The organism is Shewanella sp. FJAT-52076, from assembly GCF_019457455.1.
Lineage (GTDB): Bacteria > Pseudomonadota > Gammaproteobacteria > Enterobacterales > Shewanellaceae > Shewanella > Shewanella zhangzhouensis.
Map to the genome: position 1 here is coordinate 3,047,073 of NZ_CP080415.1, position 23,736 is coordinate 3,070,808.

25 protein-coding genes and 6 tRNA genes are annotated in these 23,736 nt (G+C 54.7%); 9 read left to right on the forward strand and 22 right to left on the reverse strand.

Annotated features, from left to right (window positions below; translation table 11 throughout):
- Positions 1 to 30 precede the first annotated feature (30 nt).
- The 4 genes from grxB to K0H79_RS13315 form a co-directional block, all read right to left on the reverse strand.
- Positions 31 to 681: a glutaredoxin 2 gene (grxB, locus tag K0H79_RS13300; protein ID WP_258405390.1), complete on the reverse strand. Its 651-nt coding sequence runs from the start codon at positions 679 to 681 to the stop codon at positions 31 to 33.
- Between the two features lie 60 nt (positions 682 to 741).
- On the reverse strand, positions 742 to 1,605 hold the full coding sequence (locus K0H79_RS13305) for a sterol desaturase family protein (protein ID WP_220065234.1): 864 nt from the start codon (positions 1,603 to 1,605) through the stop codon (positions 742 to 744).
- An 87-nt stretch (positions 1,606 to 1,692) separates the two neighbouring features.
- A complete protein-coding gene (locus tag K0H79_RS13310; protein ID WP_258405391.1) occupies positions 1,693 to 2,724 on the reverse strand; it encodes a DUF2804 domain-containing protein in 1,032 nt (343 codons plus the stop codon).
- Positions 2,725 to 2,915: 191 nt separating this feature from the next.
- Complete coding sequence (locus K0H79_RS13315; RefSeq protein ID WP_220076133.1) at positions 2,916 to 3,476, reverse strand: porin family protein; 561 nt, start codon at positions 3,474 to 3,476, stop codon at positions 2,916 to 2,918.
- Positions 3,477 to 3,618: 142 nt separating this feature from the next.
- Between K0H79_RS13315 and K0H79_RS13320 the strand changes: the two genes are divergently transcribed.
- The 4 genes from K0H79_RS13320 to K0H79_RS13335 all read left to right on the forward strand — a co-directional run bounded on the left by K0H79_RS13320 (position 3,619) and on the right by K0H79_RS13335 (position 6,716).
- Positions 3,619 to 4,179, forward strand: coding sequence for a YajG family lipoprotein (locus tag K0H79_RS13320; RefSeq protein ID WP_220076134.1), 561 nt, complete (start codon positions 3,619 to 3,621; stop codon positions 4,177 to 4,179).
- A 21-nt stretch (positions 4,180 to 4,200) separates the two neighbouring features.
- Positions 4,201 to 4,788 (forward strand): peptidylprolyl isomerase, encoded by a 588-nt coding sequence (locus tag K0H79_RS13325; RefSeq protein ID WP_220065238.1) that lies wholly within the window; start codon positions 4,201 to 4,203, stop codon positions 4,786 to 4,788.
- A gap of 65 nt (positions 4,789 to 4,853) precedes the next feature.
- Positions 4,854 to 5,180 carry a hypothetical protein gene (locus K0H79_RS13330; RefSeq protein WP_011760664.1) on the forward strand — a complete coding sequence of 109 codons (327 nt, stop codon included), beginning with the start codon at positions 4,854 to 4,856 and terminating at the stop codon, positions 5,178 to 5,180.
- 129 nt (positions 5,181 to 5,309) lie between these two features.
- Positions 5,310 to 6,716: an AmpG family muropeptide MFS transporter gene (locus K0H79_RS13335; protein WP_220076135.1), complete on the forward strand. Its 1,407-nt coding sequence runs from the start codon at positions 5,310 to 5,312 to the stop codon at positions 6,714 to 6,716.
- An 8-nt stretch (positions 6,717 to 6,724) separates the two neighbouring features.
- On the opposite strand, the gene K0H79_RS13340 is transcribed toward K0H79_RS13335, so the two are convergent.
- Positions 6,725 to 7,210 carry a YajQ family cyclic di-GMP-binding protein gene (locus tag K0H79_RS13340; RefSeq protein ID WP_011760666.1) on the reverse strand — a complete coding sequence of 162 codons (486 nt, stop codon included), beginning with the start codon at positions 7,208 to 7,210 and terminating at the stop codon, positions 6,725 to 6,727.
- Positions 7,211 to 7,375: 165 nt separating this feature from the next.
- Here K0H79_RS13340 and K0H79_RS13345 point away from each other — a divergent pair, with 165 nt between their 5' ends.
- Together K0H79_RS13345 and K0H79_RS13350 are read left to right on the forward strand one after the other, a co-directional pair.
- Positions 7,376 to 7,771 carry a VanZ family protein gene (locus tag K0H79_RS13345; protein WP_220078167.1) on the forward strand — a complete coding sequence of 132 codons (396 nt, stop codon included), beginning with the start codon at positions 7,376 to 7,378 and terminating at the stop codon, positions 7,769 to 7,771.
- A complete protein-coding gene (locus K0H79_RS13350) occupies positions 7,768 to 8,670 on the forward strand; it encodes a ketopantoate reductase family protein (protein ID WP_220076136.1) in 903 nt (300 codons plus the stop codon). The genes K0H79_RS13345 and K0H79_RS13350 overlap by 4 nt, the downstream gene beginning before the upstream one ends.
- A gap of 12 nt (positions 8,671 to 8,682) precedes the next feature.
- Here K0H79_RS13350 and K0H79_RS13355 read toward each other — a convergent pair whose 3' ends face one another.
- The 8 genes from K0H79_RS13355 to hemA all read right to left on the reverse strand — a co-directional run bounded on the left by K0H79_RS13355 (position 8,683) and on the right by hemA (position 16,384).
- Positions 8,683 to 9,558, reverse strand: coding sequence for a DMT family transporter (locus K0H79_RS13355; protein ID WP_220076137.1), 876 nt, complete (start codon positions 9,556 to 9,558; stop codon positions 8,683 to 8,685).
- A 90-nt stretch (positions 9,559 to 9,648) separates the two neighbouring features.
- Complete coding sequence (gene kdsA, locus K0H79_RS13360; protein ID WP_220065242.1) at positions 9,649 to 10,497, reverse strand: 3-deoxy-8-phosphooctulonate synthase; 849 nt, start codon at positions 10,495 to 10,497, stop codon at positions 9,649 to 9,651.
- A gap of 45 nt (positions 10,498 to 10,542) precedes the next feature.
- Complete coding sequence (locus K0H79_RS13365; protein WP_220076138.1) at positions 10,543 to 11,781, reverse strand: DUF819 domain-containing protein; 1,239 nt, start codon at positions 11,779 to 11,781, stop codon at positions 10,543 to 10,545.
- Positions 11,782 to 11,829: 48 nt separating this feature from the next.
- Positions 11,830 to 12,618: a tetratricopeptide repeat protein gene (locus K0H79_RS13370; RefSeq protein ID WP_220076139.1), complete on the reverse strand. Its 789-nt coding sequence runs from the start codon at positions 12,616 to 12,618 to the stop codon at positions 11,830 to 11,832.
- Entirely contained in the window at positions 12,615 to 13,013 is a 399-nt protein-coding gene (locus K0H79_RS13375) for a SirB2 family protein (RefSeq protein ID WP_011760673.1), read from the reverse strand. The genes K0H79_RS13370 and K0H79_RS13375 overlap by 4 nt, the downstream gene beginning before the upstream one ends.
- Positions 13,014 to 13,164: 151 nt before the next feature.
- A complete protein-coding gene (gene prmC / locus K0H79_RS13380; RefSeq protein ID WP_258405392.1) occupies positions 13,165 to 14,022 on the reverse strand; it encodes a peptide chain release factor N(5)-glutamine methyltransferase in 858 nt (285 codons plus the stop codon).
- 3 nt (positions 14,023 to 14,025) lie between these two features.
- A complete protein-coding gene (gene prfA, locus K0H79_RS13385) occupies positions 14,026 to 15,117 on the reverse strand; it encodes a peptide chain release factor 1 (RefSeq protein WP_220076140.1) in 1,092 nt (363 codons plus the stop codon).
- Positions 15,118 to 15,133: 16 nt separating this feature from the next.
- On the reverse strand, positions 15,134 to 16,384 hold the full coding sequence (gene hemA, locus K0H79_RS13390; RefSeq protein WP_220076141.1) for a glutamyl-tRNA reductase: 1,251 nt from the start codon (positions 16,382 to 16,384) through the stop codon (positions 15,134 to 15,136).
- A gap of 229 nt (positions 16,385 to 16,613) precedes the next feature.
- Here hemA and lolB point away from each other — a divergent pair, with 229 nt between their 5' ends.
- From lolB to K0H79_RS13405, 3 genes are all read left to right on the forward strand, one after another.
- The gene (gene lolB / locus K0H79_RS13395) at positions 16,614 to 17,237 is read left to right on the forward strand and encodes a lipoprotein insertase outer membrane protein LolB (protein ID WP_220076142.1); all 624 of its coding nucleotides are present in this window, start codon (positions 16,614 to 16,616) and stop codon (positions 17,235 to 17,237) included.
- On the forward strand, positions 17,237 to 18,085 hold the full coding sequence (gene ispE, locus K0H79_RS13400; protein WP_220076143.1) for a 4-(cytidine 5'-diphospho)-2-C-methyl-D-erythritol kinase: 849 nt from the start codon (positions 17,237 to 17,239) through the stop codon (positions 18,083 to 18,085). Before lolB ends, ispE begins: the two co-directional genes overlap by 1 nt.
- A gap of 79 nt (positions 18,086 to 18,164) precedes the next feature.
- Positions 18,165 to 19,112: a ribose-phosphate pyrophosphokinase gene (locus tag K0H79_RS13405; RefSeq protein ID WP_011760679.1), complete on the forward strand. Its 948-nt coding sequence runs from the start codon at positions 18,165 to 18,167 to the stop codon at positions 19,110 to 19,112.
- Positions 19,113 to 19,752: 640 nt separating this feature from the next.
- Here K0H79_RS13405 and K0H79_RS13410 read toward each other — a convergent pair.
- From K0H79_RS13410 to K0H79_RS13450, 9 genes are all read right to left on the reverse strand, one after another.
- Positions 19,753 to 19,827 (reverse strand) — tRNA-Gln (locus K0H79_RS13410).
- Between the two features lie 44 nt (positions 19,828 to 19,871).
- Positions 19,872 to 19,948 (reverse strand) — tRNA-Met (locus K0H79_RS13415).
- A 1-nt stretch (position 19,949) separates the two neighbouring features.
- Positions 19,950 to 20,024 (reverse strand) — tRNA-Gln (locus K0H79_RS13420).
- A 22-nt stretch (positions 20,025 to 20,046) separates the two neighbouring features.
- Positions 20,047 to 20,121, reverse strand: a tRNA-Gln gene (locus K0H79_RS13425).
- A 39-nt stretch (positions 20,122 to 20,160) separates the two neighbouring features.
- Positions 20,161 to 20,245, reverse strand: a tRNA-Leu gene (locus K0H79_RS13430).
- 29 nt (positions 20,246 to 20,274) lie between these two features.
- Positions 20,275 to 20,351 (reverse strand) — tRNA-Met (locus K0H79_RS13435).
- A 174-nt stretch (positions 20,352 to 20,525) separates the two neighbouring features.
- The gene (ychF, locus tag K0H79_RS13440; RefSeq protein WP_220076144.1) at positions 20,526 to 21,617 is read right to left on the reverse strand and encodes a redox-regulated ATPase YchF; all 1,092 of its coding nucleotides are present in this window, start codon (positions 21,615 to 21,617) and stop codon (positions 20,526 to 20,528) included.
- A gap of 37 nt (positions 21,618 to 21,654) precedes the next feature.
- Entirely contained in the window at positions 21,655 to 22,242 is a 588-nt protein-coding gene (gene pth / locus K0H79_RS13445) for an aminoacyl-tRNA hydrolase (protein WP_220065249.1), read from the reverse strand.
- Positions 22,243 to 22,452: 210 nt separating this feature from the next.
- The gene (locus K0H79_RS13450) at positions 22,453 to 23,634 is read right to left on the reverse strand and encodes an FAD-dependent oxidoreductase (RefSeq protein WP_258405546.1); all 1,182 of its coding nucleotides are present in this window, start codon (positions 23,632 to 23,634) and stop codon (positions 22,453 to 22,455) included.
- Positions 23,635 to 23,736: the final 102 nt, after the last annotated feature.

A 23,736-nucleotide genomic window follows, 5' to 3' on the forward strand; every position in this document is an offset into this window, starting at 1 on the left:
TGTGGTGAACAGGCAAGGAGAGTGTTGGCGCTAAATCGCCATAGCATCAAACAGCGCAACCTTGGTGAGCGCTGCCACTTCATCTATATAGCGGCGAACTCGCTTTCCAAAGTTAAGCCCTTTCACCGCGGTGAGGTTTCTCAGCACAGGGAACAGCAACACATCGTCATAACCCAACTGATTGTTTCGCTCACTCGGCAGCGGCATAAATTCCAGTTCGGTAAAAAGTGGCTCCAGCGCAGCAATATACTCGGCCGACGCGGCAAAGGCCTCATCGAAGCTCATACCGATGACCGCTGTTTTCTTCTCTGTGTACCAGCGGACGGCAGCTTCGGAGCCATACTCAGGCAGGTTCATTCGCACGTTGCGGGGATGCAATAGCCGGCTGGTGTAATAACCAGTCTTATCCAGCCAGGCTGCGATTTGCTGCTCATGGTCGGCGGGCTTAAGCTGTGCCTCACCGCCCAGCGCGTCGAGAAAAGCAACAATATCCAGGCTCTCGGCCATATAGCTGCCGTCATCTTTTTGCAGAATGGGCACCATATTGGCACCGACCATGCGGATACGGCTATCCACATCATCGTTTTGCAGTATCACTTTTTCCAGCGCAATGCCCTTATAGCCCACTGTCATCATGGCGCGAACACAATAGGGACAATGTTCGAATACAAAGAGTTTCATAGGGTTCTCTTTCAGAATTGGACGCCCCAGCTTACTCCAAGCCGGAGGACTTGCGAAGGCTCAATCCTTATCAGTGGCGCTGGAAGGTGGCGCAAAAAGCTGACGCAGGCGCTCGCCGAGACTCAGCCCCGGCGCCATGGCATCCCTGAACATATCGCGCCATTCGCTGAAAGTGACAGTGAGCGGGTTCATGCTGTTTAGCGGCTTGGTGATGCCGTAGCGCACGGTTTCTTCTTCTTTGACGAAGGTGCCAAACAGCCGGTCCCAAACGATGAGCACACCGGCGTAGTTTTTATCTATGTATTGAGGGTTTGAGCCGTGATGCACCCTGTGGTGGCTGGGAGTATTGAACACCCACTCCAGTGGCCCAAGCTTGTCCACCAGCTGGGTGTGGACGAAAAACTGAAACCCAAGACTGGCCAGCACCGCAAACACGACCCAGGCGGGGTCGAAACCAATCACAACCAGAGGCAGCCAGAATATCCACATTCCCGCCAGCGGATACATCAGGCTTTGTCTGAATGCGGTGGAAAAGTTCATGTTTTCTGAACTGTGATGGGCCACATGTGCTGCCCACATCCAGCGACAGCGGTGGCTGCAACGGTGGAACCAGTAATAGCAAAAATCCTGCGCCAGCAGCAGCAACACAAAATTCAGCCCATTCATTTCAATATCAAACAGCCGCCAGCCAAAGAAATACAGGTACAGTTTGGCTATCAGAAATCCGCTGAGCAGATCGGCAGCCTGATGCATTCCCGCCAGGCTGAGGTTACACAGAAGCTCTGCCTTGTTGTACCTGGCATTTTCCGGCAGTCGCTTACGCACATTGGCGACCACGAACTCCAGCGCCATGCACAGAAAAAAAATCGGCGCCAACACTATCAGCAGCAGTTCCGGGTGAGCGATTAGCTTGTCGAGGTTCATGGTCTTCCCTGTTGTCTGTATCCAAAAGCGTTGCAGCTTGCGGGCAACTTATTGTTGTTATGATTTCAATACTGATGCTGTGGGCACTTACCACTTGGCAAAATGATCTTCGGTAAGACCGAACACCTCGTCCAGGATCACTTTGCGCCCTGCCACATCACGAACCCATCCCGAAAAACGCCCCTGATATTGGCGAAAGTTGCTTTTCAGCAGTATCAGGTTAAGCCGCTCTGAGCGGCTGGCCAGTGGCGTAAATTCAAGCTCAAGCTCGTCCCTATCAGACCACAAGCGCCAGCGGCCATACTCTGCCTGGCTGCGGTCAAACTCGAAATGCACAGGCCCGAGGTGCTTACGGACCCCGTCTAACCAAAGCACGTTTTCACTGCTGCCGGTTTCATTTACCCCTGCAGCAATGTTGAGTCCAAACCGGCGATTACCAACATGGGCGTTGATGGAGGCCCAGCGCCAACTGGTTTCCCGTCGCATGTAGCCTGCAGAAAAATCGTACCCCGCCAAAGCCCGCCCAAGGGGCTGGGGCTCATGGTTGATGTAAAGGCTGCCTTTTACACTCATGGCATTGTGCTTTTGGGTGTACGTCCAGCCGCTGTAACCGGTGGGACTGCAAAGTGCCATGGGCAGCGAAAGGGGCAACGGCTCCAGCTGCAACTCGGCTTTCAGCGCCAGTGTGTCCAGCACCAAATCCAGCGCCACCGACCAGAGTCCATCCCGGCGGTGAATGCTGACCCCGGCCATGGCACTGGAAGCCGACAACGGCGAAGGGCCAAGGCTAAAGCTGCCCGGGGGCCTTATCCAGTGCTGCTCATACACCCGGTTTTTACTTTTCTCGTAGACGTAGCAAAAGCCGCTGCCGAGATAGCGAATATCAGCCAGGGCGATGCCTATCAGGTAATTGGGGGTATTGACGGCAATAAACTCGAACTGTTTATAGCCAAAATGGCGTTGTAAGCGGGAGGCAGGCTTATCCATGTCGTTCATCAGGATAAAGTTATCCAGCCCCAAAGACGCAACCGGGCCATCGAAATGCCCAAAACAGGGGCGTCCGCCAGCCATCAGGCTATCCTGGATCCCCAAGGTTTTGAATGTGGCTGAATTGGTCATCCCTGCTGTGCTTGTTGAATGTTCCATCGTGCAATTTATTATTATTTTGGTTTTTTACTCTAACGCCGATTGTCGGCAGATTAAAGCCCGGCGTTACCGATTTGTAAAAACACCGCGCAGGTTACAGGTACAAAAACGCCCTCGACTGAGGGCGTAGTGAAGTTGCAGGGCAAGCTGCAAGCGCCGAAGTATCAGAATTGCCAGGAGAAGGCGATATTAATGCTCTGGACTTCGAGCTGCTTCAGATCGGTGTACTGGTACTCAACCCCCAATCCAAAACCAGAGTGGAATCTGTGTTGCCAGCCGACTGCCCCAAAGAAGCCTTCGGCATCCTCTTTGATGCGGGAATCATCCAGATCATATGTGATATCGGAAAAGGCCATCCCTGCTTTTGCATAGACGCTGTTGCCACGGGAGAAATTGTATTGGCCGTAGAGCGCTGCGCGGTAGTTGGAGTACTCAAGCTCTCTCACGTCCGAGAGTATATCGATCATGGCACTGTACGCACCGCCAGTGCCCTGGCCATAGCTGAGTTCAACGCCCCAGTTGCTGGTAAGCATGTACCTGTACCAGATATCGTACTTGAAGCCGTCTCCGGCATCCCAATGCTCGCCATCACGGCTTTCGTATTCCTGAGTACCATAACCCAGGTTGACCCCAGCGATATGGGGACCGGCTTCTGCCCGCACTTCGGCACTGGCAATTCCCATCGCTATCAGTGTACTCATTACACTTAAACTGAATAGTTTCATTGATTTCCCTATGGTTGAATGCGATTAGCCATAGGAGCATGCCAGACACAAACTGAATGCTTACTGAACTGGATTTCATTGACTGGCGATGGCGGACAAATCTGGTATTCTGATGCGACTTTTGTCTCGTTTTGGATCCCAGATGAAGAAATCCTTAGCCGTATTGACTGCCATTCTGACCCTCAGCGGCTGCGCGGGCAGTCCATCCAATTACCTTGCTCTGAGTCCCGATGTGCCCGCCATCAGCAGCAGCGCCAGTGGACGCATCGCCCTGAGTACTCAGGATGCCAGAAGCACCAACACCGCCGTACGTATTACCAAAGGGGATGACCCGGCCAAACTGATGGGGACTGGCGAGTCGCCTGCCATTCAGCTGGGCAATCTGTTCCGCCAGTCTTTCAGTAATAAGGGCTTTCAACTAGACCCTGCCGCCACCAACGTCCTTGAACTGAAAGTGGAACGTTTACAGTCAGATATCAACGAAACCATGCTGGGTTACGAGGCCGCCAATGAAATCATTATCAGCGCCTACGCCCGCAACGAGCAGCAACTGTTCAGTAAGCGCTACACCGCCAGAGGCACCATGAAAGGACCTCTGAGCCTGGATTTGGCCACTCTGGAGCTGGAAATGAATAAGCTCATTACCCAGCTTGCCGGCGACATAGTCAACGACCCCGAACTGACCCAATTTCTGATGCAATAACAACGAAAAAGGAAATCACAAATGAAATGGATCATCGCAGCCCTGATGCTGGGCCTGTCGAACATGGCACTGGCGGCCAAAGTGGATATTCAGCCAGATAACCTCTATCCCCAGGTGGAAATGCAAACCACCATGGGCAAGATTGTGGTGGAGCTTGACCGCACCCGCGCCCCCATAACCGTCGATAACTTCCTGACTTATGTAGTGAAGGGCGACTACGACAACACCATCTTCCACCGCATTATTCCGGAATTTGTGGTGCAGGGTGGTGGCCTGAATCCCAAGCTGGAAGAGCTGCCCGAGTCGGCCCCCATCGTTAACGAGTCAGGCAATGGCTTGTCCAATGCCTTTGGCACCATCGCCATGGCAAGGGAAAACAATCCCCACTCGGCCACCCGCCAGTTTTACTTCAACGTGGCAGATAACACCAAGCTCGACCCCTCCAAGCGCCGCTGGGGCTATGCCGTTTTCGGTGAAGTGGTGGAAGGTCGCGAAATTCTGGAAGCCATGGCGGTCGTGCCCACTGAGCACAATAGCAAACTGAACTGGCCCGATGTTCCCGTTACCCAGATTGTGCTCAAGTCAGCCAAATTGTTGCCCAGAAAATAAACTGTGTTTTGAGTCAGCACTCTAAAGCTGACTATACTCAGGGAGCAAAACAAGGAGGCGATACGATGACACCAACGGATTTCATCGATAGCAAAGCGCCCCAACTGGCTCAGTATGGAAGAGCGTTCTTGAGTGACCAGCTCGATTACCGCGAAATCCAGCTGTATTTATGGGATACCCTCGAGGAGTGGCAACAGTTGTCACCCCAGGGTGAAGCGCAGTCTGACACTGAAAGGGTGTTTTGGCATTTGATGCACTGCTTTGACCGCTGGCCCGTTTGGGTACTTCGCGGCAACCTGTTCCTGCGAAAGCAGCTGCAGGACTGCTGTGATTACCTGAGCATCGGTGGTCAGATCCCGGGCGGCTGCATCGGAGTGCGTCCCGCATCCTGACTCTGTCCCCAAGACCCGCCATTGGCGGGTCTTTTTTATGCAGACGACAGATTAACTTTTGCCAATCCGCTTGACCCGCACTTGGCTAAGTAAGTTATTCTAAAGGCCCTTTTCGCTTGTCCGGCCATCATGTATTTACCTACCGCTGCCTTAATCAGACTCTGGGAACTCCTGGCGGTCTACCGCCATCGCCGGGTACTGGTGATGCTGTTCCTCGGCTTCTCCGCCGGTTTACCCCTGATGCTGGTGTTCTCGACCCTGTCATTCTGGCTGCGTGAAGCCGGTGTCGATCGTACCGCCATAGGTTATTTCAGCTGGATTGCCATCCTCTATGCCTTCAAATGGCTATGGTCCCCTCTGGTGGACCGCATGCCACTGCCGGTGTTCTCTAAACTCTTTGGTCGGCGCCGGGGCTGGATGCTGTTTGCCCAGTTAATGCTGATTGGCGCCATTGTGGGTATGGCCAGCAGCGACCCTAAAGACAGCCTCACCTATATGGCCGTCTGCGCCCTGATGGTGGCCTTTGCCTCGGCCACCCAGGACATAGTGATAGATGCCTTTCGCATTGAATCGGCGCCCCAGGAGATGCAGGCGGCCCTGGCGGCGGCTTATCAAATTGGCTATCGTTCGGCCATGATTATCGCGACCGCCGGCGCCCTGACCATCGCCGCCTGGGTCGCGCCGGAAGCCGATGGATATCGGCTCGCGTCATGGCAAACCGCCTACATGGTCATGGCCGCCCTGATGCTGATTGGGGTGATAACCACCCTGTGTGCCAAAGAGCCCGCCGTCGACCAGGGCCAGGCAAATGCACTGGAAGCCGAGATGCGCGAGCGCCTCAGCGAAAAATACCCCCCCCGCACGGCTGCAGCCCTATCCTGGACCTATAACGCTGTCGCCGCGCCCTTCATCGATTTTTTCAAGCGTTACGGCAAGAGTGCAATCCTGATATTGGCGCTGATTTCCTGCTACCGGATTTCGGACATAGTCATGGGGATTATGGCGAATGTGTTCTATGTGGACATGGGCTTTTCCAAAGAGGAAATCGCCTTTCTGAGCAAGGTGTACGGCCTTATCATGACCCTGGTAGGTGCCGCCTTTGGGGGCGTCTTGCTCGCGAAATACGGCACCATGCGCATTCTGTTTTTGGGCGCCCTGCTGGTAGCCACCACTAATCTGCTGTTTGCCTGGCAGGCGGTGGTTGGGTACAACATGGAGCTGCTGACGCTGGCGATATCCATCGATAACTTCAGTGGCGGTATCGCCACCGCGGCCTTTATCGCCTATTTATCGAGCCTGACCAGCAGCGGCTACAGCGCCACCCAATATGCGCTGCTGTCGTCTATCATGCTGCTGTTTCCCAAGTTTATTGCCGGTTTCTCCGGCGCCTGGGTCGATGCCTTTGGCTATGTGAACTTTTTCATCACCGCCAGCCTGATTGGTCTGCCGGTATTGCTGCTGGTGTGGCTGGTAGAAAAGGTGTCGCCCCCTGCCCACGCCGAAGCACGGAGCGAGCAGGTGGACAGACTGAGATAAGGCTTGAGTCAGTCGCGGAAGTTATTGAACTGAAATGGCTGGCCCAGCTCGGAAGTGCGGGCCAGCTGCATAATGGCCTGTAAATCATCGCGCTTCTTGCCGGTGACCCGAATCGAATCCCCCTGGATTTGCGCCTGCACCTTCACCTTGCTGTCTTTGATGAGCTTAATGAGTTTTTTCGCCACATCCTGCTCGATGCCCTGCTTGAATTTCACGTTCTGTGCAAAGGTTTTGCCGGTGTGGACTATCTTGTCGTCCACTTCCATGGCCTTGGCATCTACGTTGCGTTTGGCTAGCTGGCCTCTGAGGATATCCACCATCTGACGACACTGGAAATCCGACTCGGAACGCAGTATGACTACCATGTCCTTGAAATCCACACTGTACTCAACACCGCGAAAATCGAAGCGGCCATCCATTTCACGGCGGGTGTTTTCCACGGCGTTTTTCAGCTCGACGGCATCCACTTCCGAAACAATATCAAATGACGGCATTTTTTAACCCCTTGAAAAGCAAAACAGGCCTCTGACGAAACGGGCCTCAATCCGAATAGAGCATAGTGTAACGATCCGGCCAGCACAGGTGAAGCCCCAAGTCCGCCGGTGAAGACACAGAGTTTTACAGGCCGGTGAGTGACTTTGGCTGTACATTTCCCTATCATGGGCGCCTATGTCTACCAGCGAAAGTTCCGTGTGAAGAATCGGCAGTTTCTGTTTAAAATCATTTTGGTGATTGCCCTGTGTATCACCAGTTATCTGGTCTTTTCCAAACCCAGCTATCCCCAGTCCATTCCTCATCTGGACAAGGTGGGGCATTTCGGCACTTTCTTTGGTTTGGCCTGGCTCACCCAACTGGCATTCAGGCCACGCTGGTACATCATGTTGCTGGCACTGGCCGCCTACGCAGGTTTGATTGAAGTCATCCAGTCGCGCCTGCCCTACCGCTCAGCCTCCTGGGGCGATATCGCCGCCGATCTTGCGGGCGTGGCCGCCTTCTTCCTCACCGCCTGGCTGTACAGTAAGTACCGCCGCGCATCCAGGCTTCAGGGCGCATGAGCCGAATTGGCATTCTGGGTGCCGGCGCCGTTGGCCAGTTAATTGCCCATCAGTTGGCGGCGAAGGGTACCTTGCCCTTTCTGCTCGACCGGCAACTGAACGCCATTACTGAGCCTTACAGCCTCACCGACCTGAGTGGCAATCGCAGCACCCTGAGCTTCGCCAAACCCGGGGACAATCAAGCCCTGCTGGGCGAGCTTAAGCTTCTTATCGTCACAGTAAAGGCCTATCAGGTCGTTGAAGCCGTGACCCGGGTGCTCCCCGAATTATCACCGCACTGCCACCTGTTATTGCTGCATAATGGCCTTGGCCCTCACGAGCAGGTCGCTGCCATGTTAAATGGACGGGGACTGACCCTTGGCACCACCAGCCAGGGTGCGCTGCGCCTTGGCAAACACGACCTTAAGCAAACCGGCAGTGGTCTTACGCAATTTGGTCACTGCATGGGGCCAGCCATGGCGCCAGAGCTTAAAGCCATGCTGCTCAGCGCCATTCCCGGCAGTGAGTGGGTGGAGGGCATACTGCCAGCCCTGTGGCAAAAGCTCGCGGTGAATGCCTGTATCAATCCCCTCACCGCCATTCACGGTGTCTGTAACGGCGAGCTGGCAGATAATGCCTATCAAGCGACTATTGCCGCTGTGCTGAGGGAACTGGTTCAGGTAGCCGGGACTCAGGGCATAGAATTGCAGGAAGAGCACTTATCAGCCCGGGTCTATGAGGTCATTCGCCTTACCGCCGCCAATCGCTCCTCAATGCGCCAGGATGTGGACCATAGGCGTAAAACCGAGATTGATGCCATCAATGGCTATCTGGTGAGCCTTGGCAATCGCCATGGCATAGCTACGCCCACCAACAAAGCCTTGGTCGAAGCAATTCACGCCCTGGAGCGACGTTTTTAAGCCACGCCCCTCTTATTGCGGCCACATCACCATGATGGCGGCAATAGCAATCAGCACCAGCGCTGCCATGTCCTTCACCTGTACCTTCTGTTTCAGGTATAGACTCGACACCAGCATCATAAAGAAGATTTCCACCTGCCCCAGGGTTTTCACATAGGGCACGGCGGTAAGCGACATGGCCGAGAACCAGCCAATGGACCCCAGACAACTGCTGACACTGATAGCCAGCGTCAGCCGGTTTCTGGCCATCATGGCCCTAAGCTCGTCAGGCTTTCTTATCAGCAGCCACAGCAGCAAAATCACCGTTTGAATAACAATAACCAGCAAGAGCACCCAGGCGGCACGATGGGGAAAAGGCACGTCGAGACAGAGGCTGGCCTCCCGCACCCAAAGGGACGTCAGCGCAAAGGCACTGCCGCTGGCAAGGCCCAGCAGCAAGGTTTTGGGCGACAGAGTGCTGAGCCCGCCCTTGCTTGAGAGCATAAACACCGCCACAGTGCCCACAATCACCCCAAGCCAGCCAAAGAGCGACAGGCTGGTGCCAAAAAAGGCCACCCCGAGGATAGCGGCTACCAGCGCCTCGCTCTTGGCAAGCCCGGCGCCAATGGCGAAGTTTTTAAGCTGAAATAGCTTTACCATTAAGGCGGTGGCCAGAATTTGCATCAGCGCCGCCCCGAGAATAAACCCCAGGGCATCCACGCCGAAGGTGGGAATGGCCGCATCCTGCCACAGGTAGAGCCCGGCCAGATAAAATGCAGCCAGCGGGCCCGCATAGAGAAAGCGTGCCAGGGTGACGCCAAACACGCCCACATCGCGACTGAGCTCACTTTGAAAGGCGTTGCGCCAGGCCTGCATAAAGGCCGCCATCAGGGTGAACATCACCCACATACTTTCTCCCCCAGATCTCAATTCCCCAGAACAAAAAACGCCCGGCAAAGCCGGGCGTTTGAGCATATCACAGCCAATTAACGCTGTGGTTTACTTGCTGGTGTCCAGAGCAGGAAAAGATTTCACCAGGTCATCTACTGCTTTCATCTGACTGAGGTAGCCTTCCAGCTGATGCAGTGGCAGAGCGCAGGGGCCATCGCACTTGGCGTTGTCGGGATCCGGATGCGCTTCGATAAAGAGACCGGCCAGACCCAGTGCCATACCGCTGCGGGCAAGCTCGGTGGCCTGGGCACGGCGACCACCGGCAGAATCTTCACGGCCACCAGGGCGCTGCAGCGCGTGGGTGGCATCGAAAATTACCGGATAACCGCTCTGCTTCATCTCATCCATGCCCAGCATGTCCACCACCAGGTTGTTGTAACCAAAGCAGCTGCCACGCTCACACAGGATAATCTCGTCGTTACCGGCCTCGTTGAATTTTTTCACTATGTGGCGCATCTCGTGGGGTGCCAGAAACTGAGGCTTCTTCACGTTGATGATGGCGCCGGTCCTTGCCATGGCAATCACCAGGTCGGTCTGGCGTGCCAGAAACGCCGGCAGCTGAATGATGTCGACCACTTCGGCCACAGGGGCGCACTGGTGCGGCTCGTGCACGTCGGTAATGAGCGGCACATTGAAGGTGTCTTTGATTTCCTGGAAAATCTTCAGGCCTTCTTCCATCCCGGGACCACGGTAGGAGTTGATGGACGAGCGGTTGGCCTTGTCAAAAGAGGCCTTGAATACATAGGGGATCCCCAGCTTCTGGGTCACTTCCACGTACTGCTCGGCAATACTCATGGCCAGATCCCGCGATTCAAGCACGTTCATACCGCCAAAGAGCACAAAGGGCTTGTCGTTGGCAATGGCGATGTCGCCAAGTTGGATAGTCTTGATACTCATCTATGCCTCTCAAAGAATAAACCGGCGCAGGCGCCGGTGGAAAAATCAGCCCACTAGCTGCAACAGCTGGCCACAGAGCCACGCCATATAAGTGCCCAAAGCATAACCGAACACCGCCAAAAGCACACCTACAGGCGCCAATGAGGGATGGAAAGCTGCAGCGACCACGGGCGCTGAAGCCGCGCCGCCTACGTTGGCCTGGCTGCCCACCGCCATATAAAACAGTGGCGCCTTGATAAGCTTGGCCACCAGCAACATAAAGCCCGCGTGAACCAACATCCAGGTGATACCCAGCAGGAAGTAAATCGGCGTCTTGAGGATTTCACTCACGTCCATGTGCAGACCGATGGTGGCCACCAGCACATAAAGGAAGGATGACGCCACCTTGGAGGCACCTGCCGCTTCCAGATGACGCAGCGGCGTGAACGACAACGCCAAACCGGCAGTCGTCACCAGAACCACCAGCCAGAAGAAGCCCGAGGTCAGGCTGTACTGCTTGGTCCAGGGGAAGTGCTCGGAAAAGAAGGGAGCCAGGAAATCCGCCGCAATATGGGCAAAACCTGTAACACCAAAGCCCACCGCCAGGATCAGCATCAAATCGGTCAGGCTGGGGTTGCGTTCATTTTCAGCCTTGTACTTTTCAACCTTCTCTTTAAGCGCTTCGATGGCACTGGTATCGGCGCCGGTTTTGGCATCGATTTCTTTGGCGCGGGACGCCATAAACAGCAGCACCGCCATCCACACGTTGGCCACAATCACATCGACGGTGATCATCACCGAAAACACGCTGCCGCCCACTTCATAGATTTCTTTCATGGCCGCCTGGTTGGCACCACCGCCAATCCAGCTGCCGGCAAGCGTGGTCATACCACGCCACACAGAGTCAGGGCCCATATCGTTGGTCAGCGAAGGGTCAATGGCAGACACCAGCAGCAGCGCCACCGGGCCGCCAATCACAATCCCCAACGTGCCGCAGAGGAACATGATCACAGCCTTTGGCCCCAGACCCATGATGGCCTTGAGGTCCACCGACAAAATCAGCAATACCAAACACGCAGGCAGCAAATAGCGGGTCGCAACAAAATACAGCTGCGAACTGTGGCCATCGACTATGCCGAAGGTATTGAGCAGCGAAGGCAGGAAGTAGCACAGCAGCAACGCCGGGACGAATTTATAGAATTTTTGCCAGCTGGGGTGGCTGTGGGTGTAAAACACAAATCCCAGAATAATGGCCAAAAATCCCAGTACGGTTGCGTCGTTGGTAACCAATGGCGCCGTTGTCATCCTTTCTTCCCCCTGAAAGTGTTATTAATTTTGTAAGGTATGTAATTGTTAATGCAGAACTTCGTGATGTTCACCCAGCTCACGCAGCTGCATTTTCACCAGCTCCACCACAGGGTCGAGGGGACTGAGGTCGATAAACTGCCTGAGGTCGGCTTCGGCTACCCGAATGGCGCCAAGCTGCTGAGCGATAAAGGCCCTTTCACGAATGAGCATGGTGTCATCGGGATGCCAGTCCAGCAGCATATTGCTGCAGGCAAGCGCCACATCAAAGCGCTGCTGCACTATGGCGCCCGCCTTGATCTCTCCCAGCATACGGCTGATAAGCGCTTTCACACCGGACGTTTTCACATAGGCCGGCTTCATTGGTGCCCAGTTACCCAGCTCACCACGCACCAGCGCATGCACCCGCTTACGGTCGATAAGCTCGCCACTGAGTGGGTCCAGCAAGAGTTTTTTCTTGCCATCCTTCAGGCAAAGCAAGGTATGGCCGGGCAATAAAATGGGTTCGAGTGGCAAATCCAGTTGCTTGGCGAGCAACATCAATACTGTGGCCAGCGTAGTGCTGTTCCCCTGACGAAACATCAGGGTGTGTGCCAGGCTCGCCGCCTCAAGACTGAAATAGTCATCCTTGGCCCGAAAGCCCAGATCCCGGTAAAACCAGCTAAGCAATGCCTTGAGTCTGGCGTCTCTGTCCACCAGATAATGGCTGAGCACGCCACCGGCGATTTCAAGCCAGGCCCACTCAGCTTTTTGCCTGTCGGCGAGCCCCAAATGCGCAAGTATATCCAGCGGCGTTTCCGGCAGGGAAACACCGTCTGCTAACGAAAATTCACTCATGATGCCAGCATTATGGCCTGTTTAAACACGGCGATTTTGGCCGCATACACCACCCAGGCGATGGCGCCGAGGAAGGCAAAAAAGCGGAAAAACTTATTGCGGTTGGACTTCATCGCCATGATGGCCAGCAAAATATAGGCAACCACAGCCAGGATTTTCTCGGTCAACCAGGGGTCAACGAAGGGGTACTGTTTGATAAGGAAACACATCAGCAGACCCGAGAGCAAAAGACAGGTGTCTATGATGTGGGGCGCAATGCGCATGACCTTTTTCTGCAGCAGGGCAGATTCTTTTAATTTAAGCACGAAACGCACCACAAAGAAGAGCACACTGGTTGCCACCAGTGTCAGGTGCAGATGCTTGAAAACGGGATAGAGGTTGTTGATGGATTCCATAGCCTGGCTGCCTTTTATAAAAGAGTCCTGAAACTAAATGCCCGAAAAACAAAGGCGCTAGTGTACCCGAATCCTTGAGCCCTTACCAATGCTGCCCGAACCTGGGCAGCCCTTGGCGATGTTACGCTAAATAAGGGTGCCCCAAATGCCCTCAGGCATCGTCACCATGCCACTGTCCAAGTGTGCAGCGATCGTTGGAGCCAAAGTCCCGCACAGTGGCGACCTTGTCATACCCAAGAGCCACCAGAGTCTCCCTTAGCTTCAACGCCTGGGCAAAGCCGTGCTCGAGCAGCAAATAGCCGCCCACCTTGAGGTGTTCCCGGGCATGTATGGCGATATGGTTCAGGTCCGCATAGCCTTCGTCGGCAGCGGTGAGCGCGCTTAAGGGCTCAAAACGCACATCCCCCATCGACAAGTGCTCATCGTGCTCATCGATATAGGGCGGGTTGGAGACAATCAGATCGAAATCACCATCCTTCACCGCACTGAACCAATCGCTTTGGAGGATTTCCACCTGGGTTAAGCCCAGTTGCTCTCGATTGGCCCTGGCCAGAGCCACGGCATCATCCACCTTATCCAGCGCCGTAATGCGCCAGTTTGGACGCTCACTGGCGAGAGCCAGGGCAATGGCGCCGGTCCCCGTGCCCATGTCCAGCACCCTGGCGTTTTCAGGCAGTGGCAGATTGAGCGCCGTCTCCACCAGCATCTCGGTGTCAGGCCGTGGGATAAGGGTGGTTTCATTCACCAAAAACTTCAGTGACCAAAACTCCCGCTCGCCTAGGATGTGCGCCACAGGCACACCCTTGGCACGGCGGGTGACCAGCTGCTCGAAGTGTTTCCACTGCTCGCTGGTCAGTGGCCGATCAGGCCAGGTGAAAAGAAAGGTACGATTTTTACCGAGGCAATGCTGCAGCAGCACCTCGGCATCCAGATTGGCAGAATCACTGCTGGATGCCAGGGTGGTGAAACCCCATTGCAAGGCTTCCCCTATGGTGGAATGAGCTGCCAAGGTTTACCCCTGCTCGTCCGCCAGTGCCGCCAACAGATCGGCCTGGTGTTCCTGTACTATGGGTTCGATAAGGGCGCTCAAATCCCCTTCCATCACCTCGTTCAGGCGATACAGGGTCAGGTTGATACGATGGTCGCTCACCCGCCCCTGGGGGAAGTTGTAAGTGCGAATACGTTCAGAACGGTCGCCACTGCCCACCAGGTTACGGCGGGTGGTAGCTTCGGCGCTGCGGCGCTTCTCGTCTTCGGCCGCCTGCAAACGGGCCACCAGCACAGACATGGCTCGTGCCTTGTTTTTGTGCTGCGAGCGCTCGTCCTGACACTCCACCACAGTGCCCGTGGGCAAGTGAGTGATACGGATGGCCGAGTCGGTTTTGTTCACGTGCTGACCACCGGCGCCCGAGGCGCGGAAGGTGTCGATACGCAGCTCGGATGGGTTGATTTCCACCGCTTCGGCTTCGGGCACTTCGTGCAGTATCGCTACCGTACAGGCTGAGGTGTGTACCCGCCCCTGGGATTCGGTTTCAGGTACCCTTTGTACCCTGTGGCCACCGGACTCAAATTTGAGTTTGCCATATACGCCATCACCGCTGAAACGGGCAATCACTTCTTTATAGCCACCATGTTCGCCTTCGTTGGCGCTCATGATTTCCACCTGCCAGCGCTGGGTTTCGGCATAACGGCTGTACATACGGAACAAGTCACCGGCAAAAATCGCGGCTTCATCGCCACCGGCGCCGGCGCGGATTTCCACAAAGGCGTTGGCTTCGTCGTTGGGGTCTTTGGGCAGCAGCAGGATTTGCAGCTCGGCTTCGAGCAGCTCCAGACTGGCTTTGGCGGATTTGATTTCTTCCTGGGCCATTTCTTTAAGCTCAGGGTCATCCTCTTCCAGCATTTCTTTGGCGGTTTCCAGGTCGGCCACCGCCTGCTGATAAGCCTTGAAGCCTTTTACCACGTCTTCAAGCTGGGCGTATTCTTTGGACAGGGCGCGAAAACGGTCCTGATCGGAAATGATGCTGGCGTCGCTGAGCAGCGCCAATACTTCTTCATTGCGCTCGAGCAAGCCTTCCAGCTTGCGGATGACGGATTCCTTCATTTAACTCTCAAAAGTCTCAGTGTTTATCCAGGCCGAGCGCGGTCCGAAGTTGCCCCAGAGTATTGAGGTCCCCCTGACGACTGGCGGTCGTCAGGGCCTGAGTCGGTGCATGGATCAAGCGATTGGTCAGCTTGTTGGCAAGCTCCAGAATAACCTGCTCGCCATCGGCCCCCTGCGCCAGCTTGTTGAGGGCCCGTTCTACCAATTCATCTTTGATTGCCATACTGGCAGTGCGATATTCGCGAATACTGTCTACCGACTCCAGTGAGCGGATCCAATCCATAAACAGGAAAGATTGCTCCAGGGCGATTACTTCGGCTTGCTCGGCCGCCTCCTTTCGGGAGGCCATATTCTGTTCGATGATGCTCTGCAGATCGTCGACCGTGTACAGGAAGGCATCGTCGAGTTCACCGACTTCTGCCTCAATATCACGAGGAACTGCTATATCAACCAACAACATAGGTTGATGTCGACGCTGCTTGAGTGCCTTTTCTACCATGCCTTTGCCAAGTATGGGCAGCGGGCTGGCGGTAGAGGATATCACGATATCGGCCTTTGGGAGAAAATCCGGAATTTGCGAGAGCGTAATGGCGGTGGCACCAAACTCTTCGCACATGGCTTGGGCGCGCTCCACGGTACGGTTGGCCACCACCATGGATGACACCCCATTTTCTTTGAGATGTCTGGCTACCAGCTCTATGGTTTCACCGGCACCTATCAGCAATACCTTGGTGGAGGCCAGTGAGGAGAAGATGTGTTTGGCCATGCTGACGGCGGCAAAGGCCACAGACACGGCAGCGGTACCGATTTCAGTTTCGGTACGGACCTTTTTGGCAACCGAGAAGGTGCTTTGGAAAAGGCGGTCCAGGGTGACTGCCACAGTGCCGGCCTCTTTTGCCTTGGCAAAAGACTGCTTCACCTGACCGAGAATTTGCGGCTCGCCCAGCACCAGAGAGTCCAGTCCCGAGGCTACCCGCATCAAGTGCCGTACCGCTTCCTGTCCCTCATGATGATAGACACAGGGCATCAGCTCATCGTGGCCCAGATTGTGGTAGCTCTCCAGCCAATGGATCACTTCCTCTGCACGGGCATTGTTGCAATAGAGTTCGGTACGGTTACAGGTAGAGACAATCACCGCCTCATTGGATGAGGTGGTACAGGCGAGGCTTCGCATCGCATCATGGATTTTGTCCGGGGAGAAGGCGACCTTTTCGCGAAGATCGACGGTGGCCGTTTTATGGTTTATCCCGATTGCTACAAGGCTCATCTGACTCTTTCTGGATCCTGTGCGGCGCTTGTGTGAATTACGCCATTCTACTGAATTGGGGCCATTAAAAACAGAATAGGCTTAACAAAACCGAATAAAGATCTCTGTTGTTATCCACTTTTTCCATTAATGCGGGGGTGAAACCCGTCCGCAGCCAAAAAGCGGGTAAGGCCATTGGTATAATTTTTAAAGCCCTCGTATCATAAGGACTTATTTAATTCAGTCATAGATGATTAACTTGCGCCGATTCACAAAATTCACTCTTGCTGGCCTGACCGCCCTTTCTCTGCTCGGTGGTTGCAGCCTCACGCCACAGGTCTCGCTGCAGCCGGTTAGTGTGCAAAACGCCAGTGATGCCAAGGCCTGGGAGCTTAAAGGCAAGCTGCTTATTCGCACCAATGGCGACAAGGTTTCGGCTAACCTCTTCTGGCTCAATACCCCCGACAATACCGAACTCAGACTCACCAGCATGCTGGGCACCACTGTGCTGCTGCTGACTCAAAACCGGGATGGCGCCACTCTGGAAGTGGATGGCAAGCGCTACTCAGACCTGAGCCCACAGCGGCTGCTGGACGGTTTAAGCGGTTTTACCCTGCCCATCGATGCCCTGCCCTATTGGATAACCGGACAGCCGATGGCGGGTGACCAAGTCGAGTACGATAGCCTCAATCGCCCCAAGACCATCATTAGTGCCGATGGCCTGTGGACCATCAGTATTGCCGGTTGGCAAACCCAGAGTGGTGCATCTGTGCCGCGCACGCTGGACCTCAAACACGCCAGCGCCGCGATTAAGCTGCAAACCAACGAATGGCAGGCACTGGCCAGTGCCCAAGGTTCGAAAGGAGCCCAATAATGCCTGTATCCCTTGCTTGGCCCGCTCCGGCAAAGCTCAATCTGTTTTTGCACATCAATGGCCGCTTGCCCAGCGGCTACCATGAGCTGCAAACCCTGTTTCAGTTTATCGACCACGGCGACTGGCTGGATTTTAAAGTGCTGAGCACGCCAGAGTTGAAACTGCACTCCAACCTCGGCCAAGTTGTCCCCGACAGCGATAACTTAATTCTGAAAGCCGCAAAATCTTTGCAGAATGTCACAGGTTGCACCAAAGGCGCCGAGATCTGGCTCGACAAGCGCCTGCCCATGGGCGGCGGGCTTGGCGGCGGTTCATCGGATGCCGCTACCACACTGGTGGCGCTCAATGCCCTGTGGCAGCTGGGTTTGGATAAAAAAGCCCTGATGGAAATCGGCTTAACGCTGGGCGCTGATGTGCCTGTTTTTATTAACGGAATCGCGGCTTTCGCCGAAGGTGTCGGCGAAAAATTGCAACCTGTTACCGTGGCCGAACCATGGTATCTGGTCTTGGTACCCGATGCCCATGTATCCACCGCCGACGTATTTCAGCACCCTGATTTACCTAGGAATACCCCCAAACTGGACATGGCCTCACTCAGCCCTGAACGCTGGTCAAATGACTGTCAGGCGTTGGTCTGTGCCAAATACCCCCAAGTTGCCAATGCCTTAAGCTGGCTGGTAGAATATGCGCCGTCCAGAATGACCGGAACCGGTGCATGCGTGTTCGGGGAATTCGACTCGCAGCAGGCCGCGCTGGAGGCGTTGGCTAAAAAGCCATCTGATATGCAGGGCTTTGTTGCGAAAGGACTGAATCGTTCGCCGTTGGAGTTGAGACTCGCTCAGCTTTAAACTACTTCTGCGCTGCACGCCAGGGAACGCGCGGCAGCAGCTACACTAAAATATCAAGCAAACGCCTGAGGTTCATACAGTGCCCGACATCAAGCTCTTTGCTGGGAATGCTACCCCCAGTCTCGCGAAAAAGATTGCCGACCGTTTATTTTGCAAACTTGGAGAGGCTGAGGTAGGCCGTTTCAGTGACGGTGAAATCAGTGTCCAGATCAACGAAAATGTACGTGGTGCTGATGTTTTCATCATTCAATCCACTTGCGCCCCCACCAATGACAACCTGATGGAACTCATTGTGATGGTAGACGCCCTGCGCCGCGCCTCAGCAGGTCGTATCACTGCCGTAATCCCTTACTTCGGTTATGCCCGTCAGGACCGCCGCGTGCGCTCTGCCCGTGTGCCTATCACCGCTAAAGTAGTTGCTGACTTCCTGTCCAGCGTAGGTGTTGACCGCGTGCTGACCTGTGACCTGCACGCCGAGCAGATCCAGGGCTTCTTCGACGTACCGGTAGACAACGTATTCGGTAGCCCAGTGCTGCTGGAAGACATGGTCGCCAAGAAGCTGGACAACCCTGTGGTTGTGTCTCCGGACATTGGTGGTGTTGTACGCGCCCGCGCCGTAGCCAAGCTGCTGAATGATTCCGACCTGGCTATCATCGACAAGCGCCGCCCACAGGCCAACGTGGCTCAGGTAATGCACATCATCGGTGACGTAGAAGGCCGTGACTGCATCATCGTTGACGACATGATTGATACCGGTGGCACCCTGTGTAAAGCCGCCGAAGCCCTGAAAGAACACGGTGCCAACCGCGTATTTGCTTACGCCACTCACCCAGTGTTCTCTGGTAAGGCCGCAGAAAACATCAAGAACTCTGTGATTGATGAAGTGATTGTGACCGACACTGTGCCTCTGAGCGAAGAGATGATGAAAGTAGGTAAAGTCAGCCAGCTGACCATGTCTGCCCTGCTTGCCGAAGCCATCCGCCGCGTGAGCAACGAAGAGTCTATCTCTGCCATGTTTCAGCACTGATAGCCCCGGCGCCGGTTAATGAGCCGGCACCCGCTGTCTGCCCATGGCAAAAAACGCATCCTCAGGGGTGCGTTTTTTTATGCCTCATCATTCTCGCCCAACCCCGTATGTGCTTTTCCTTTGAACTCTGCTTTTCCTTTGCAATAGGACGTGCCAGGGTCTTTTACAGCGCCCGCACCATCTCCTAATGATAAGACACTAAATGAAAAAACACTGAGCCAGCTTCTGTGCGTACCTTAAGAGCGTCTCAATGAGGCAACCATGAGTGGGCCACCACTGCAGCCGGAAACGGCCATAGCACGCCGCAGGCTTCTTCGCAGGAGCGTTCACAGCAGCAAAACTGTTTACACGGGAGAATTGACGTAAAAGTCGAGAAATGGCCAAGTAAATAATCCACCTTCTGAAGAAGGTGGCTTTGCCTAAGCCCCCTAGGAGGGGGCCAAAAGCGACTATTTCTTACGTCGTTGTTTAGCCCACTTATGGGGCTGTGTGAGAGGTCACACAACCCAATTCGATAAGTAACAATGCCTGAGCCTCAATGTTCATTACGGGCAAAGCCCATATTGATGATAACCACCTACTTCAGTAGGTGGTTGAGGGCTAAAAACAAAAAGCCCGTCCAAAGGACGGGCTTCATGTATGGCTGGGGTGCTAGGATTCGAACCTAGGTATGCCGGGATCAAAACCCGGTGCCTTACCGCTTGGCGACACCCCAATCTGGGTTCAAAAAATCCTGAATAATCGGACTCTTCGAGAATATGGTAGCTACGGCGGGACTTGAACCTGCGACCCCAGCATTATGAGTGCTGTGCTCTAACCAGCTGAGCTACGTAGCCATGGCTGGGGTGCTAGGATTCGAACCTAGGTATGCCGGGATCAAAACCCGGTGCCTTACCGCTTGGCGACACCCCAATTTTTTTGGAAGATGGAGAGATGGCTGGGGTGCTAGGATTCGAACCTAGGTATGCCGGGATCAAAACCCGGTGCCTTACCGCTTGGCGACACCCCAACAGCACTTACTTCTCCAACTAAGCGAAAGCTTAGTTCATGGTACGGGAGGAGAGACTTGAACTCTCACACCTTGCGGCACCAGAACCTAAATCTGGCGTGTCTACCAATTTCACCACTCCCGCTCCGGTCTCAATTTTACATCCTGAGAAGATGGTAGCTATGGCGGGACTTGAACCTGCGACCCCAGCATTATGAGTGCTGTGCTCTAACCAGCTGAGCTACATAGCCACTACGATTTCTCGCATCCCTCTTGGCGAGGAACGGGGCGTATTATGCTGATTCACCGAAGACAGGTCAACAGCTTTTTTAGCACATTTCGCCCCAAAGATACCGTTCGCCTAATCCTTCATCAAAGCGGGTAACAGATAAGCAAAAAAGCTGGTTTCCCGCCCGACCAATGACTTAGACGTTGAACAGGAAGTGCATCACATCGCCGTCTTTAACGATGTAGGTTTTACCTTCCACGCGCATCTTGCCAGCTTCTTTGGCGCCTTGCTCGCCCTTGAAGTTAATAAAATCTTCGTAGGAGATCACCTGGGCACGAATGAAACCGCGCTCGAAGTCGGTATGAATCTTACCGGCAGCCTGGGGCGCGCTGGCGCCAACAGACACAGTCCAGGCACGCACTTCTTTCACACCGGCGGTGAAATAGGTTTGCAGGTTCAAAAGCTCATAACCGGCACGGATAACGCGATCAAGACCAGGTTCAGTCAGACCGAGATCCGCCATAAACTCGTCGCGCTCTTCGATATCCATCTCGGCCAGCTCAGATTCGATGGCGGCACACACAGGCACTACCACGGCATTTTCTTTGGCGGCGATGGCGCGTACTGCATCCAGATGCGGGTTGTTCTCAAAGCCGTCTTCAGACACGTTGGCGATGTACATGGTTGGCTTCAGGGTCAGCAGGTTCAGATAAGCCACTGCAGCCAGCTCTTCCTTGGACAGTTCCATAGAGCGCAGCATCTTGCCTTCATCCAGTACAGGGCGCAGCTTTTCAAGCACATCCACTTCGAACTTGGCTTCTTTGTCGCCGCCCTTGGCACGCTTTTGCTGACGCACAATGGCACGCTCAACGCTGTCGAGGTCTGCCAGTGCCAGCTCGGTGTTGATGACTTCGATGTCGCCGGCTGGATCAACGCGGTTGGCGACGTGCACAATGTTTTCGTTCTCAAAGCAGCGCACCACATGGCCGATAGCTTCGGTTTCACGGATGTTGGCCAAAAACTTGTTGCCCAGGCCCTCGCCCTTGGAGGCACCGGCTACCAGACCGGCGATGTCCACAAACTCCATGGAGGTCGGGATAACACGCTCAGGCTTCACAATGGCGGCCAGTTCGTCCAAACGTGGGTCTGGCATTGGCACTACGCCGGTGTTTGGCTCGATGGTACAAAACGGAAAGTTTGCCGCTTCAATACCGGCCTTGGTCAGCGCGTTGAAGAGCGTTGATTTACCAACGTTGGGCAGACCAACGATGCCACATTTAAAACCCATAGCTATAACCCTTTATTTGACTTACTTGCTTAACTGATTATTCGGCCTTGAAGGAATGCAATCTGTGCATTGCCTTGGTCATGTCTAGCTTGAACAGGACTTCGGTGCTGCGCACGGCTTCATCGATAGCCGCATTCATCTTTTCCTGTTCGGTCGCGGGCGCCTTACCCAGCACATACCCACTGACCTTGTTTTTGTCGCCCGGATGGCCAATGCCTATCCGCAAGCGGTAGAAATTTTTGTTGTTGCCCATCTTGGCAATGATGTCTTTAAGACCATTGTGGCCGCCGTGCCCACCACCCAACTTGAACTTGGCCACACCGGGCTCCATGTCCAGCTCGTCATGGGCAACCAGAATTTGCTCTGGCTCGATGCGGAAAAAATTCGCCAATGCCGCCACCGACTTGCCACTTAAGTTCATAAAGGTTGAGGGGATCAGCAAACGCACATCCTTACCACAGAGGATTGCCCTTGCCGTTAAACCGAAATACTTGGGATCCGGCGCCAGACTCACATTGGCAATGCGGGCCAACTCCTGGACATACCAGGCACCCGCATTATGGCGGGTTTGAGCGTATTCCGCCCCGGGGTTAGCCAGGCCCACAATCAGTTTAATATCGCACATGGAAAACAGAACTCTTGTCCCGAACCCGTTTCAGGCTAGGCCAAAACCCGGGCACTGGTGTTGAAAACGGCGCATTTTAGCACCCAATTGCACGTCCCAACAAATAAAAGGCGCAACAAAGGGAAAGAGACAATGAAGCAAAGGAGCTTGGGGATTGTGAGTGGCATTTACACCAAGGCGCCCTAGAGCGCCTTGGTTGAAACCAGGAACCTATTTCAGCCCCATGGCATATTTGAGCACCTGACGTTTGACAGGCCCATCCACATTGGCCAGTCGCAGCGCCGCATTACGCAGCAACTTTACGGGCAATAGGTCGTTACTGAATGAGGCGTAGAAGGCATCCATGGTGGACATCATCAGCTGATTGTCGCGCCAGCGGCGGTGCTGATAACGCTCCAGAACCGGTTGGGCATGCCAGCTTTCGCCCTGTTTAAGTGCACTGACAATTTCATCCAGCAGCACATCAACGTCTTTAAAGCCCAGGTTAACGCCTTGGCCAGCCAGGGGGTTGATGGTGTGGGCAGCATCGCCAATCAGTACCAGGTTGGCATCGAAATAGCGCTGGGCGTGGCGGCGGGTCAGCTTAAAGTGCCCCTTGTCCAACACACTAAAGTCAGGGTCAAGACGGGCGGGGAAATGGGCCCGGATGGCGTCTGCCAGCTCGCTGTGGTTCAGTTTTGCGAGCCGGGCGATAGTTGAAGCATCGTCATACCACACCAGAGACGCATTGTTGCCAGGTAGTGGCAGCAGCGAGCGGGGCCCCTGAGGCGTAAACTGCTGCCAGGTTACATCCTGCTGCTCACAGGCGGTGGCGATATTGATAAGCATGGCCGACTGGGCATAGTCCCAACCCGTCACCCCAATATGAGCAAAGGCACGCACCTGGGAATTGGCGCCATCTGCGCCCACCAGCAACTTTGCTTTAATACGCTCACCCGAGTCGATGGCGACACAAATGGCATCGCCATCCACCAGGCGCTCGAAGCCCATGACTTTAACGGGTGCTTTTACGGTGACTGAATCCAGCGTTGACAGAAGATCCCAGAGCGCCAACTGCACCACACGGTTTTCAACTATGTGTCCCAAATGGTCGGCACCGACCTGGCTGGCATGGAAACGGGTGATGCAGGACTCGATTTCCCAGGTTTCAAGACCAAGATAAGGCACGGCGCGCCTGGAGAGTATCCCTTCCCAGGCATCGAGTCGCTCAAGGAGCGCTTCGCTGGCCACACTCAGGGCCGATACTCTGACATCCAGAGGCTGGCTCGCCTCAAACGCCAGTGGCATGTGGTTTTCAAGCACAGTTACGGACAATCCGGCGCGGCCAAGACCAGCAGCAAGGGCTGCCCCGACCATACCACCACCCACCACCACTACATCCTGTTCAATCATCTCAGTCAAAGAAGCTAAACCTCCGCCGTTTGTAAATACCTGTGCCCATTGGTGTGGAATTGTTTCTAACGCTGGGTTTGGCCACACCTGGTTACAAAGACC